Annotated in this window: 14 protein-coding genes and 1 pseudogene; 8 read left to right on the top strand and 7 right to left on the bottom strand. The window is 54.0% G+C overall.

The annotated features are described in order from the left end of the window. Window positions 1–206 precede the first annotated feature (206 nt). The 4 genes from QNK41_RS19540 to QNK41_RS19525 all read right to left on the bottom strand — a co-directional run bounded on the left by QNK41_RS19540 (window position 207) and on the right by QNK41_RS19525 (window position 5,038). Window positions 207–560: a response regulator gene (locus QNK41_RS19540; RefSeq protein ID WP_319260445.1), complete on the bottom strand. Its 354-nt coding sequence runs from the start codon at window positions 558–560 to the stop codon at window positions 207–209. Between the two features lie 57 nt (window positions 561–617). After that, a complete protein-coding gene (locus QNK41_RS19535) occupies window positions 618–1,145 on the bottom strand; it encodes a chemotaxis protein CheW (RefSeq protein ID WP_319260443.1) in 528 nt (175 codons plus the stop codon). 15 nt (window positions 1,146–1,160) lie between these two features. Next, a complete protein-coding gene (locus QNK41_RS19530; RefSeq protein ID WP_319260440.1) occupies window positions 1,161–2,465 on the bottom strand; it encodes a chemotaxis protein CheB in 1,305 nt (434 codons plus the stop codon). A gap of 110 nt (window positions 2,466–2,575) precedes the next feature. Then, window positions 2,576–5,038 carry a methyl-accepting chemotaxis protein gene (locus tag QNK41_RS19525; protein WP_319260437.1) on the bottom strand — a complete coding sequence of 821 codons (2,463 nt, stop codon included), beginning with the start codon at window positions 5,036–5,038 and terminating at the stop codon, window positions 2,576–2,578. 311 nt (window positions 5,039–5,349) lie between these two features. Here QNK41_RS19525 and QNK41_RS19520 point away from each other — a divergent pair, with 311 nt between their 5' ends. Together QNK41_RS19520 and QNK41_RS19515 are read left to right on the top strand one after the other, a co-directional pair. Next, window positions 5,350–6,111 carry a dimethylarginine dimethylaminohydrolase family protein gene (locus QNK41_RS19520; RefSeq protein WP_319260434.1) on the top strand — a complete coding sequence of 254 codons (762 nt, stop codon included), beginning with the start codon at window positions 5,350–5,352 and terminating at the stop codon, window positions 6,109–6,111. 4 nt (window positions 6,112–6,115) lie between these two features. After that, window positions 6,116–6,424, top strand: a complete 309-nt coding sequence (locus QNK41_RS19515) for a hypothetical protein (RefSeq protein WP_319260431.1) — start codon at window positions 6,116–6,118, stop codon at window positions 6,422–6,424. Between the two features lie 9 nt (window positions 6,425–6,433). Here QNK41_RS19515 and QNK41_RS19510 read toward each other — a convergent pair whose 3' ends face one another. Together QNK41_RS19510 and crcB are read right to left on the bottom strand one after the other, a co-directional pair. Further along, window positions 6,434–6,784: a DUF190 domain-containing protein gene (locus QNK41_RS19510; RefSeq protein WP_319260428.1), complete on the bottom strand. Its 351-nt coding sequence runs from the start codon at window positions 6,782–6,784 to the stop codon at window positions 6,434–6,436. 23 nt (window positions 6,785–6,807) lie between these two features. Continuing rightward, window positions 6,808–7,185 (bottom strand): fluoride efflux transporter CrcB, encoded by a 378-nt coding sequence (crcB, locus tag QNK41_RS19505; RefSeq protein WP_319260425.1) that lies wholly within the window; start codon window positions 7,183–7,185, stop codon window positions 6,808–6,810. A 229-nt stretch (window positions 7,186–7,414) separates the two neighbouring features. On the opposite strand from crcB, the gene QNK41_RS19500 reads away from it, so the two are divergent. The 5 genes and pseudogenes from QNK41_RS19500 to QNK41_RS19480 all read left to right on the top strand — a co-directional run bounded on the left by QNK41_RS19500 (window position 7,415) and on the right by QNK41_RS19480 (window position 11,424). Next, the gene (locus QNK41_RS19500) at window positions 7,415–7,885 is read left to right on the top strand and encodes an Lrp/AsnC family transcriptional regulator (protein WP_319260423.1); all 471 of its coding nucleotides are present in this window, start codon (window positions 7,415–7,417) and stop codon (window positions 7,883–7,885) included. Window positions 7,886–7,924: 39 nt separating this feature from the next. Next, the gene (locus QNK41_RS19495) at window positions 7,925–9,151 is read left to right on the top strand and encodes an LL-diaminopimelate aminotransferase (RefSeq protein WP_319260420.1); all 1,227 of its coding nucleotides are present in this window, start codon (window positions 7,925–7,927) and stop codon (window positions 9,149–9,151) included. Window positions 9,152–9,162: 11 nt separating this feature from the next. Beyond that, window positions 9,163–9,891: pseudogene (locus QNK41_RS19490) on the top strand (hypothetical protein). A 3-nt stretch (window positions 9,892–9,894) separates the two neighbouring features. Next, window positions 9,895–10,446, top strand: coding sequence for a hypothetical protein (locus tag QNK41_RS19485; RefSeq protein WP_319260417.1), 552 nt, complete (start codon window positions 9,895–9,897; stop codon window positions 10,444–10,446). A gap of 369 nt (window positions 10,447–10,815) precedes the next feature. Beyond that, window positions 10,816–11,424 carry a hypothetical protein gene (locus QNK41_RS19480; RefSeq protein ID WP_319260414.1) on the top strand — a complete coding sequence of 203 codons (609 nt, stop codon included), beginning with the start codon at window positions 10,816–10,818 and terminating at the stop codon, window positions 11,422–11,424. Window positions 11,425–11,679: 255 nt separating this feature from the next. On the opposite strand, the gene QNK41_RS19475 is transcribed toward QNK41_RS19480, so the two are convergent. Further along, entirely contained in the window at window positions 11,680–12,642 is a 963-nt protein-coding gene (locus tag QNK41_RS19475; RefSeq protein WP_319260411.1) for an SDR family oxidoreductase, read from the bottom strand. Window positions 12,643–12,771: 129 nt separating this feature from the next. On the opposite strand from QNK41_RS19475, the gene QNK41_RS19470 reads away from it, so the two are divergent. Further along, window positions 12,772–12,966: a uracil-DNA glycosylase gene (locus QNK41_RS19470; RefSeq protein ID WP_319260408.1), complete on the top strand. Its 195-nt coding sequence runs from the start codon at window positions 12,772–12,774 to the stop codon at window positions 12,964–12,966. Window positions 12,967–13,416 lie beyond the last annotated feature (450 nt).

Here is a 13,416-nt window from a genome sequence, read left to right as displayed (position 1 = left end):
ATCGTGTGCATCGACCGAAAAATCGTATTCAACAGCTCCCGGTCTGCCGAATCCGTCTCCAGGCGCAGCAGGCTGCTCTCCAAGACCTCCAGATGCTCCCGGGTCTCATCCGCAAAATCCTCAAGCAGAGAATTATCTGTCATGGAACTCTCCTTCTTCCCATCGGTGGATCATCGGGCATTCGTCACACTCCGGCACGAAGCGGCTTACAACCGCTCGATCAACTCAAGAATCTCGACAGTCTTATGCTTATTGATGTACCCTTTTGCTCCTATTTGAACGGCCTCTTTGCTATACTTATCTTCATCCAGGTTGGAAAGCATAAGGATTCTGGCGCCGGCGTCGAATGCCAGGATCGCTTTGGCAGCTGCAATTCCATCCATGCCGCGCATGGTGATATCCATGGTGACGAGTTCCGGATTCAGCCTCTGGTAAAGGACGACTGCCTCATCGCCGCTTTTGGCTTCACCGACGACGGTGTGGCCGGCTCCGAGTAGGGTCTGCTTGATCATCTTTCGCATAATGGACGAATCGTCCACTACCAGAATCGTCTTTCCCATCCACCATTTTCCTTTTCTATAATACGCAAGGAAACGAGTAAATGCCGCAGAGCCGGATTAAACGCTTGCCGGCACTTTTGATCGTTTCATGGATTTTAATTTCTTGATTTCATCAACCATAAGAATGCGGCTGAATTCGAGAAGAATTAAAAGCCGTTGATCCAACTTGCACACCCCGTTGATGTACTGGCTCTTCAAACCTGCCACCACGATGTCGGGAGGCGGTTTGATGCTGCTTTCCGGGACATGCAACACCTTGGTGACACGATCCACGACAAACCCGGTGACACGACCTTCAACGGTGAGGATAATAATCCAGACGTCCGGGTCGAGATGGGCCGATTGGACGAGCTTCAGTCGTTTTCGAAGATCAATCACCGGAATGATGCTGCCTCTCAGGTTGATCACACCTTCAAGAAAGTCGGGCGCATCCGGAATCGGGGTGATCGGTGAATCGCGTATAATCTCCTGTACGGTGAGAATATCCACCCCGAACATCTCTTCACCGATGAAAAAGCCCACAAGCTGCCTGGTTGCTGTTTCTCCGGTTGATTCTAGACTATTTTGCGCAAACAGTTCATTCATCAGCGCTCTCTCCTTTTAGTGGCTGGTGTCCAGACAGTGCCTCTGGATTGCTTCGGCCATTATGGTCCCGGGGAATACCGCAGACAGACCATATTGTTTAGCGGTCATGGCTGTGGTGTCATTGCAAAGACAGGTTCTCGGATCCTGTATGATGGCATTCCCGCCCCCTTTGAGAATTGCTCCAATACCCGCTATGCCATCTTCTCCAATGCCGGAAAGCAAGATTCCAGACGCACGGTCTTTCAGGGTGTCGGACAGGGAAACCATCAGCGTGTCACAAGCTTGCCCGGGGCTTTCGGTATTTTTCGGCTGCAATTGAATCGCCAGTTTTCCCGATCCATTTTTTACCTTTACCTGTTCAAAAGCCGACGCCAGGTAGCAGGTACCCGATTGCAAGGGGTCTCCATCGACGGCGCGACGAACGGTCATAGGACTGTGCTGGTCCAAATAGGAAACAAAAGCGTCAACATGGGGTGCCGCCGCATAGAGTACAGATAAAAAAGCCGCCGGTAGCTGCGGTTTGATCTCGGGTATCAATCCCAGCAGTGATCCGTATCCCCCGTATGAGCTTCCAATGGCAAAAACATGATGACATTCCTGCGTGCCGATCGCTTTCTTCTCACCCATCACTTTGGCCGGACGCAGGTAGCGGATGGTGTCGATTCCAGCGCGGGCGGCATTTTTCACCCGGCTGATAATCAGTTCGTTCTGGCTTTTCAGATCTTCTTTAAGCAAGCTGGAAGGTTTCTGCAAAAAATCAACGGCCCCGTATCGCAAGGATTCAAAGGTTTCCAATGAACCCTGGCCGGTGAGTGTGCTGAACATGACCACCGGCGTTGGACATTTGATCATGATGTGCTTGATGGTGGTCAGGCCATCCATTACCGGCATGTTAACATCAAGCGTCACCACATCGGGTTTGAGTTCGGGGATCATTTCCAGCGCCTTCAGACCGTGTTCCGCTTCGCCCACCACCCGCAATTGGTCGTCGGTGGAAAACATATCCTTGATAATCTTGCGAAGTAGTGTGGAGTCGTCCACGATCATCACTGAAATCGGCCTTCCCGACAGTTCGGGCGGCCCGCAATCAAGCGCCATTTTGGCAAACGCATTGAGCCCGCCGTCTCCCATGGACGGTTTGGAAACCATCAGGCGTTGGCAGCAATCGGTGCATTCAAAGGTGTGCAGATAATCGCCAAGCTTATCCGAACTTAAATCGTTCCTGGCACCGCATTCTTCACAGAATATGATCATCTCTTCATTTTTCTCCGATGCCGGCCAGTAGACCGCATGGTTTTTTACCTCAGGGTGCGCCAGCAATCTCGATTTGCGCGGTTATTGGGGAGACGTTATGTGCACCACCCTATGACTCGTCGATGGCCGACCGCACCCCTTTTGCATTTCTACCGCACCGGGAATCTGCGAATTATTTATACCTTTTCCTCGTCGATCCGGAACAGAGAAATCTGCCGGGTCAGGTTCGATGACAGCTGTCTCAATTCTTCGGTGATACCCACAACCTCGGTGGCACCGGCCACCGTCTGGGTGGCACGGGCTGCTGATGCCGTGGCGATTTCGATAAGGCTTTTGGACCGCTGGGACTGAAGGTCGGTAAGGCCTCTCATTTCCTCACTTCGCTCCACCACGCTGCGCATCTCCGTCCCCACATCGTCAGCGCTCTTTTCAGCCTTCTTGACCAATTCCGAAATCGCCCTCGATTTGGCGGTCAAGGATTCCAGTGCAGCCTGGGCGGCCTCGCGACGCTTACCCTGCCGGCCGGCCATACCGCCGATCTCCACGGCAAGAACGTTGAGGCCTTCCATCAGGGCAGTCACCTCTCGCGTCTGCTGGTTCAACGTTTGGGTCATTTCAGAAATGTTGTCGATGGCCTCTCGGTTGATCTCACCGCCTTTGGCGATTTTTTCCAGGGACTGTTCAGATCGCTCGGTCAGGCGGGTACCCTCCTGAACACGGTTGGTTGACTCTTTGATCAGTTGACCGATCTCTTTGGCTGCTTCCGATGATCGTTGGGCCAGTTTACCCACTTCATCGGCAACCACGGCGAATCCTTTTCCATGAACACCGGCTCGGGCTGCCTCGATCGCCGCATTGAGCGCCAGCAGGTTGGTCTGTTCGGCGATCTCTGTGATCACTGAGATGATATCGGATATTTTCTCGGAAGACTCGGCAATGGCCTGCATACCCAAAACAGTTTCCTTAACGGATCGAGCACCTTCCTGGGCCGCAGTCAAAACCTCCTGCCCGTGTTCGGTTGCCCGGCCGGAAGCACGCGTCATCTCCGTCACAATGTTATCAATCTGCTTAACGGAATCGGTGACCTTGCTCACCTGCTCGCCCTGCTTGCCGGCGCTGGTCACAACCATCGCACCGGTTTCACCCATCACCGTCACACGTTCACTGGCGATATTGGCTTCCTGGATCTGCTCACCGGAAGCCTGCCCCATCTGGCGTGTGTTCTCAATGAGGTTTTCCACCCGCCGGTAAGACAAGTTGGCTGCATCACGCTGAGAGTGGGAGAACTGAGCCACTTCGCCGGCGGTGGTGCCCATCTGGTTTACCGTCTCCTGGATAATACCCATCTGGCGCTCTTCCTCCGTGGCGCGCTCCTTGTTGGCCGTTGCCCGTTTGGACACCTCGCCCGAAAATGAGTCCACTTCCGTAGCCGCGACATCGGCGACCTTGAGTGACTCTCTCAGCGCGCCGGTCATGTTGTTGAAGGCCTTGGCCATCAACCCGACCTCGTCACCGGTCTTGACTGGTGCTTGGAGTGTCAGGTCTCGATCGGTGGCCACCTTGTTGACCACGCCGGCAATCTCGACAACCGGCCGGGATATTCCGCCGGAAATCAGGTAGACGACACCCAGTAAAATGAGCACAGCCACGTTTCCCAGGATCAGGGTGGTAGTAAATAGTTTACGCGGCTGCTTGAGTACCTCATCGATGGGAAGGTTGACGGCAAGACTCCATTTCTTTTTGGCCGACCCGATGGCAATGGGAGCCAGGATATAGTAAGTCTTGTTACCGGTAGTCTTTGATACTTTGTACTGGCTGGTTTCGAGACCGGCCGTTACGTCTTGGACAACCTTTTTATCGAACGCAAAAAAGTCCATGTGCTTACCCACATTGGCCTGTTTGGTTGGATGAGCCACAAAGACACCGTCGTTGGCGATGAGAAATCCATAGCCGGTGTTAAAGAGCTTGATCTGCTGAACCAATGGCGTGAAGGCGGATACCGGGATGTCGATACCCACCACGGCAACGGTTTTTCCGTCAAACCGGACCGGAACCGAAAGCACGGTTTTCAACTGAGTTTGTTCACCAACGGTAAACGGAACTGGATCGGAAACCATTTCCTCTCCCGATTTCAAGGTTTCCAGATAGTAAACCCCTTTTTCAGGATCGGTGTAGTCAGCCAGCGGTTCCACATCGATGTCCCCGGTCAGGCGGTTCCAATACGGTAGAAAACGGCCCGTTTCATCGTGGCCGAAGGCATCCGCAAAGTCGGAATCTTTTCCGTCTAGTGCGTTGGGTTCCCAGCAGGTCCAGACGGCGAGAAAGCTTGGATTATCTTCAAGAACCTGCTTCAAAATACCGTCCATCATATCGCGGGGCGGGACGCCCTGCTGCTTCATACCCTGAAAGGAATTGGCTACGGTTCGAGCAACGTCCATGGACCGCCCCAGTTCCGCCTTCACCACGTTGGCATAGCGGTAAGCGGACTCGCGCGCCTTATCCAGCGCTTCCGCTTCAGCCATGTTTCTTGCATTGTAGCCGATGTAAGTGATGGCCACCGCAAAGGCGAGCCAGGCCGCCGAACAAATTGAAATCGCCATTTTTGTTCTGAGTTTAAGATTTTTGAATTTTTGAAACATGGATTCTGCCTCCTCACTGGATTAGCAAAAAAAATGACGCCTTCAGCGGCGCGTTCCTAAGATTTTAATCGTCAATAAGCACATCGACCGATTTTTAATAAACTTTAGCATCGGCACTCCCTTTTTAAGCCTATTGACGATTGGATTTAAGGACTCGAGCGACTTGAAAATGGGCAACACGTGAGCATTCAATTGGAAAGCGGTTTATTTTACCGAGCAACACTGCTATGGGTGTCCCAACGCGACCATCAAGGGCAAATTGACGGAAAACTGACTTGTCCGAATTTAAAAACATCAGGAACGGAACAATCATGACATTTAGCCATGCCATTACCAGGCGACCAGGCAAAGAGATGGTTGCCGGCATCACCACATCAACGCTGGGCCCCCCGGACTACACCAAAGCCCTGGACCAGTTCGATGCCTACGTCAACACCTTGAACCATTGCGGGCTGTCGGTGACCGTACTCGATCCACTGGAAGGATATCCCGATGCCCATTTTGTGGAAGATGCGGCCGTGGTAACCCCGGATGTAGCGGTGATCACCAATCCGGGTGCCACTTCGCGCAAGGGGGAAGTGCCATCAATTGCGGCTGCCCTGCAGCATATTCGCAAAACTGTCTGGGTCCAGCCACCCGGAACCATCGATGGGGGCGATGTGCTGATGGTCGGACGCCATTTTTTTATCGGCCTGTCCGAAAGGACCAACGAACAGGGTGCCCGGCAGTTGGGCGAGGCCGTTACCGGATTTGGCTGCACCTGGACACCCGTGCCCGTTGCCGCCGGCTTACATTTCAAATCCAGTGTCAATTCGGTAAGCGAGGACACCCTGCTGCTCACCCGAGACTTTGCCGATCATCCGGCCCTGGCCGGCTTCCACCGGATCGTTATTTCGCCGCAGGAAGCGTATGCGGGGAACACCCTGCGGGTCAACGGCCGCCTGATCATGCCCGCCGGGTTTCCCGACACGCGGCAGAAGCTCCAGGCCATGGGCAGGCCGATCATCGAACTGGACGTCAGCGAATTCAGGAAAATGGACGGCGGCCTGACCTGCCTCTCCTTGAGGTTCTGATCCCATGCCAGAAGACACCGGCCGACACGCGGAAAGCGGCTATATCGTCCGGCAGCATGGCCGCTGGTGGTGGCTCGGACAATTGATGCTCACCGGTATCGCCTGCTTTTTTGTTTTTTTCGGAATATCCCTGCTGGCGGCATCCTACAGGCTCGGGGACCCGTTTTCCTTCATCATGACGTTTTTTGCCGCCAGCCTGATCATTCTGATCAGTGCAGTGATGGTCATCGGATTTGTGTTTCGCATGAGGCGGGTGATGCTGATCGGCCGTTCCATGAGCGATCATGAGGTGGATGATGACGCATCTCAATAACGCCAACCTTCAGCCGTCTTTTTTCCCTCCGGCCCGGTACATGCGCACCTGGGCCTTTTCCACCGTGACAATGCCTTCGGTAATCGCGTGATCGATGGTCTGAAGGAAGGATTCGATCTTCTCTTTGGTGTCAATTATTTCCACGACCACGGGCAGGTCTTCGGAAAGCCTTAGAATCTTGGTGGTATGAATCAGGCTGTTTGCGCCAAACCCTTGAATCCCCCGCAGCACCGTGGCTCCGGCCATACCCTGGGACCGGGCCTGCTGAACGATCCATTCGTAAAGGGGCATACGGTCATACTTGTTTGCCTCCCCAATGAATATGCGCAGCAGTTGCCCTGCTTCCTTGAATACAGTCATCGCCTCCCCCTCTTGATTTCGAGTTAAAGCAGCCGGGACAGCATGTGACCGGCCAAAACCGCCGCCAATCCCAGGACCAGACTGATTCCCACATTTCCAAAGGAGGCCAGCCATTGTCCCTCTTTGGCCAGGTTGAAGGTTTCCAGGCCAAAGGTGGAAAAAGTGGTGAAACTACCCAGAATGCCCACAAAAAGAAACGCCCGCCATTCCGGGGAAAAAAGCTGACGATTCTCCATGAGACCGCCGCCGATACCGATCAGCAGACAACCGGTCACATTGACCGTCATGGTCCCGATCGGAAAGGATTCAGTTCTGGCCAGCGTATGCACGCCCCCGGCAACGAGGTAGCGCAGGATAGCGCCAACGCACCCACCCAGGCCGATAATGACGAATTTCAGCATAACAGACTCCTGCGACTCGCATGGAATAGAAAAATTTCCCGGCCAGGGATTCGTTCAGACAGCCGGTATTGAATCTTCATTCATGAATAAAGAATAAGAATGAAGACTTCAATCTTTTTCTCCGGCCGCAAGATTGTTTAAATTCTATTATATTCTAAATTTCAGAATAATATTCTTGACAACATCTTATTATAAGAATATTTTTGCTTTCAATAAGGAAATTTTGAGAATGATTGACGACATTAGCCTGAAAATTCTGAAGATTCTGCAGAAAAAAGCGCGTATCCCCAACGTGGAGGTCGCCCGCCAAGTGGGAATGGCGCCTTCGGCGGTTCTGGAACGCATCCGCAAACTGGAGAAAAAGGGCCTCATCGATGGCTATGAAGTCCGACTCAACCCCGAACGCTTCGGGAAAAGCCAGGTGGCGTTCATCAATGTCCGCACCAGTGGCAAAGGGGAGGAGCACGGTCTGGTGGAAACCCTGGCAGCCATCGCCCAGGTTCAGGAAATCCACTACGTGGCCGGCCGGGACAGCTATCTGCTCAAAGTGCGTGAAACCGACACCAAGACGCTGGGACGCCTGGTAAGAGAGCGGATTACGCCGCTGAAGGGAGTGGTCTCCACCCGCACCACCATTGTCATGAACACATTCAAAGAGACGGCCAGGATTCCCATCGACGATCAGGATTTGATTCGATGAGCCGCCAACCCATCTCGCAGCACGCAAACGAGGTATTTTATGATTCGCATCAATGACAATTATCTGAAACTGAAGGCGTCCTATCTCTTTTCCAATATTGCCAAGCGGGTAACCGCCCACCAGCAGCGCCAACCCGACCGGGCCGTAATCCGACTGGGCATCGGTGATGTGACCCGCGCGCTACCCGAAGCCTGTATCTCCACCTTTCACCAGGCCGTTGATGAAATGGCCTCCGACGGCACCTTCCGCGGATACGGCCCCGAACAGGGTTATGACTTCTTGAGGAAAGCCATCGCCGAAAACGATTTTAGAGCCCGCGGAGCCGATATCAGTGCCGAGGAAATTTTCGTCAGTGACGGCGCCAAATGCGACACCGGCAATATTCAGGAAATCTTTGACGCCGGTACCCGGATCGCCATCCCCGACCCGGTCTACCCCGTTTATCTGGACACCAATGTAATGGCCGGCCGCACGGGGCAATATCGCAACGGGCGCTATGACGGCATCGTCTATCTCGACGGCCACGCGGAAAACGGTTTCATCCCCGGCCTGCCAACTGAGCCAGTAGACCTGATTTATCTGTGTTTTCCCAACAACCCAACCGGCGCCACCATCACGGCAGATCAACTAAAAGCCTGGGTAGACTATGCGTTGGCCAACCAGGCCATCATCCTTTACGATGCCGCATACGAAGCCTTTATCCGGGACGACTCCCTGCCCCACTCCATTTACGAAATCGAGGGGGCCCGGCAGGTGGCCATCGAATTCAGAAGCTTTTCCAAGACGGCCGGTTTCACCGGCACCCGATGTGCGTATACGGTAGTGCCCACTACCCTGATGGCGTTTTCCGCAACCGGTGATGCCCATTCGGTTCACAGCCTGTGGAGTCGACGCCACAGCACCAAGTTCAACGGGGTTTCATACCCGGTTCAGCGTGCCGCAGAAGCGGTTTACAGCGAGGCCGGCAAACGCCAGGTCGCTGAACTCATCGACGACTACATGGCCAATGCCCACCTAATCCGAAAAGAGATGCAAACGTTAGGCTATTCATGCATCGGCGGAGAGAATTCGCCATATATCTGGGTCTCGACGGGAAAAGATTCCTGGGCCTTTTTCGACATGCTGCTGGAGAAAGCCGGCGTGGTTTGCACACCGGGTGCCGGTTTCGGTACCTGCGGTGAAGGCTACATAAGGATCAGTGCATTCAACAGCCATGAAAATGTAACCCTTGCCATGACCCGAATTCGTCAGGCCCTGGAATCCTAAGGAACTGTCCCATGCCCATGTCTAACGCATTTGAGAATCGACTTTACCCCCTGATGGACGACATCGTTGCTCACTTCGGCACACCATTTCATATTTACGATGAGGCCGGTATCCGAGAAACCGGAGACCGGCTTAAACAATCTTTTCGCGGCATCCCCGGCTTCAGGGAGTACTATGCGGTGAAGGCCCTGCCCAACCCCGCCATACTTGCCATTATGGCCGACATGGGCTTCGACTGCAGTTCGGTGGCCGAACTGGAATTGAGCCGCCGGGCGGGCAGCAGCGGCGAAGACCTGATGTTCACCTCCAACAACACGACCCGCCAGGAGTTTGCCACCGCCATGTCCGACGGGGGCAGCATTGTAAATCTGGATGACATCGCACTGATCGACAAACTCCCCGCCATGCCCGATCTGGTCAGTTTTCGCTACAACCTCGGCGACCGGCGAACGGGCAATGCCATCATCGGCACGCCGGTGTAAGCCAAATACGGGGTGAGCCACGAGCTGTTGATTCAGGCTTATGAAACGGCCCGAGACCGGGGAGCCAAACGATTTGGGTTACATACCATGCTGGCTTCGAACGAACGGGATTACACCTACATGGTACAGACGGCGGCCATGTTGCTGGAGCAGGCGGAACGAATCAGCGCGGCGCTGAACATTCGGTTCGAATTCATTAACATCGGCGGCGGCCTGGGCATCCCTTACCGACCCGCCGATACCCCGCTGAATTTATAGACCATGGCTCAGGCCATCACCGCCGCGTTCAATGCCTTTTCCCGGCGAAATGGCACCATGCCCAAGCTTTACATGGAAAGCGGTCGTTTTATGACCGGCCCGCACGGGGCACTGGTAGCCACCGCCATCAACCGCAAGGAGATCTACCGCACATACGTGGGGCTGGACGCCAGCATGCCTGCGTTGATGCGTCCGGGCATGTACAATGCCTACCACCACGTCACCGTATCCGGCAAGGCCGCGGGTGAAACACAGGTCGTCGATGTGGTGGGGTCCTTATGTGAAAATAACGACAAGTTTGCAATCCAGCGGCCCCTGCCCCCCATCGCTGAAGGCGACCCGGTGGTGATTCACGACACCGGTGCCCACGGCCAGGCCATGGGTTTCAACTATAATGGAAAACTCCGTCCCAAAGAACTGCTGCTCAAATTGGACGGCACGGTCGAGTTGATCCGCCGGGAGGAGCGCTTGGAAGATTATTTTGCAACCCTTTCGTTCACCCCTGACACTCTGCCAGCAAAAACGCGATCGGCTACCCACCAGCTGGCCAACTGACGGCGGTGTTTCGCCTACCGGGAATGGCTGCTGCCACACGCCACCCGATGCCTTCCGCTTTGCTCGATCCACGTGCGGGTGTGAATGCCGAAGCGTCGCAAAAGCGCCATGCCCCCGAAGGTTCAGAATCGGGCTAAAGTCGCTCATCGGCCCGACCGATAAGACTGGATAGAAACGCGCCCGACCTTTACTTCACCGTTTTTTCCATATACTGTCTTGAAATGGCAAGGCTTGGTGCCACCCCTTTCTATCAAACCGTCGAGGGGCATTCCGATTTGCATTCAACATGATTCAACCGTTCACCTAAAACATCGTTGACTAATTTTTACAGGGCTGGTTTATACCTAACAGTATGACAAAGGAGATCCCATGGATGATTTTTTGCACAATCTGAGAAGTGGAAAGCTGAAGCAACCGGACCGGGGAAGGCGTGATTACACCGACTACAAGGGCCCCCAGAGACGCGGGGGAAACGAGCGACGGACACCGGATTACTATGCCAAAGTGACCAGTGAGAATTTTGCCCTGGTCAAAAACAGCCTGGAAGTTCTGGCAGACCACCAGAAGCGCATGGCCGATACAATGGCGGCCCAAAAAAAAACAGACATGCGCATCGCCGACGCGCTGGAAACCATCGCCGCCATGATGGGGCGGCATTGGGGATATGAGAAAGCGTTGCCCCAGGACAGCGAACCCATTGAAGTGGAATCGGAACCGAACGGAAATGCAGGGGACAGCATCGTCCCGGGTGAGGTCGTGGATAGATTTGCCGGCATCGGTGCAGGCCATCAGAAAATCAGTGATAAAGATAAACCCAGGCTGCTGGACGCCATCACTGCCATGCGGGCCGACGGCGGTAGCTGGGAGAAAATCGCCCGCCATATGGACGAGCGTGACATTCCTAGCGTGTCGGGCAAAGGAAAATGGCGCGGACCGGCCGTAAAAAAGTTCTGGGAAGCCCAAAACGAAGCCACCTGATCCTGAACCCCGTCTACACCCATCACGCCCGATTTACAACGGATGGCATCCACTTGATCCCAATCCTGAACGACGGCGCATCTGAGGGCGCAAATCGTCCGGCTTGCCGTCGGGGCCTCGGAAAAAATAAATTGTGCCATCTTGCTTGTCTGTCACTCCGGCTGTGGCGTTGCGCCAATGGCCCCATACAAACAAGTATGAAACCATTAACGCGCCTTACAGCCGAATCTACATCCGGTGCAATATCAGTTCAATTTATTTTTTCCGAGGCCCTTGTGAGGGGTTCCGATACCAGGCCAGGGTATCGATCAACCCTTGGCGAAGCGCCATATGGGGCCTGAAACCCAGTGATTGTCGAATCCGACCAATATCAGAGACGGACTCTCGGATATCGCCTGCCCGAGGCGGATCGAAAACCGGATCCATCTGAACATTGGAAAGCCCGCCGATCAATTTCCACAGGTCGAGAATGCGGATAACCACGCCTGTGCCTACGTTAAAGACCCGACCGGCCGCCGCCGTCTCAGTGGCAGCCAGTAAATTGGCACGAACCACATCCTTGACATAAATAAAATCCCGAGATTGGCCGCCGTCACCGAATATGGTGGGCACTTCGCCGGCAGTGGCCTTGTTCATGAAAATGGAGATCACCCCGGAATAAGGAGACGACGGATCCTGTCGTGGGCCAAACACATTAAAATATCTCAGGCAAACCGTTTCCAGCCCATACAGCTCCCCGAAGACTGAGGCGTAAAACTCTCCGGTGAGTTTTTGCACCGCATATGGGCTCAACGGTTTAAGTGCCATGTCTTCGGTTTTAGGCATACGGGGGTCGTCGCCGTAGACCGCACTGGAACTGGCCATGATCACCCGCCGAACGCCGTTTCGCCGGGAGGCATCCAGCACCCGGACCGTTCCCAGATCGTTGACCTCGCAAGAATGGGAAGGATCCCGGACGGATAGGGAGACCGACACCACCGCTGCCTGGTGAAAAACCACCTCACACCCCTTGACGACCTGATTCAACAATCCGGCGTCCCGAATATCCCCCTCGATGAATTCGATCCGATCTCCCAAATGATCGATATTGTGGCGGTGGCCGGTGGACAGGTTGTCCAGTACCGTCACCCGGCATCCGTTGGCCACCAGTTCATCAACCAGGTGAGAGCCAATGAACCCGGCCCCACCTGTCACCAGCGCATGACTGATTTTTTTCATTTAAAGCAATCCTTTCATTGGCACGCGTTCACCAGAAAAAAGCCGCTTGCCATGATCCCGAGCCTTAGGATAAAAAGAAACGTGAACCCAGAACGGTGAACCTGTGAACGCTTGGGTAAACGCATCGCCATGAAACCACGCCAACTCATCGTCTGCCGAAAATGCCTTTTCTATTACATCACCTGGGACACCCACCGGCCCCACGGCTGCCGGGCCATGCGTTTCAAAAGCCGGCGTCCCCCCAGCCTCGTCGTCCGCCAAAGCTCGGGGCAGGATTGCCTGCACTTCACCCCCAAAGATGAGACGGACGGCAACAAACCCTGAATCGGGCTACCTCCATAAACGCCGAGTTGTGTTAATAGATGAACGTCGAACATCGCACGTCCAACGTTGAACATTGAAAAATGATGTCGCTATGCCCCATAATTTAATTTGATTGGTTCTTGAAAATACGATGTCAAACCATCGCTGATTGCTTCTACAGTCGGGCGATGATGCCACAAGACGATGTCAAAAGCAACGGGCGCCACACCATCGATGTCCATCTTGCTTTACTTGACGAAGCATTTTTTTTGTCTTAAATTTTATTATGTTATATATGATGAACTCGTAAAAAGTTGCATTTCCGACGGCTTCGTAAAAAGCTTTTTCAGGCCACGAATGGCCACCTATCCGAAAGGAACTTTGCTCTGGTGCTAAATTCTGTTATTTCATTTGCCGGACGCATTGGCAAATGAAGCCGTTCGGACTTTGGTGCCCGAGTGCCCGTTAAAA

Origin of the sequence: Desulfosarcina sp. (assembly GCF_033791525.1) — a bacterium.
In the GTDB taxonomy this organism is placed as follows: Bacteria; Desulfobacterota; Desulfobacteria; order Desulfobacterales; family Desulfosarcinaceae; genus Desulfosarcina.
Note: the sequence above shows the minus strand (reverse complement) of the source record. Positions and strands in the feature narration are given on the sequence as shown.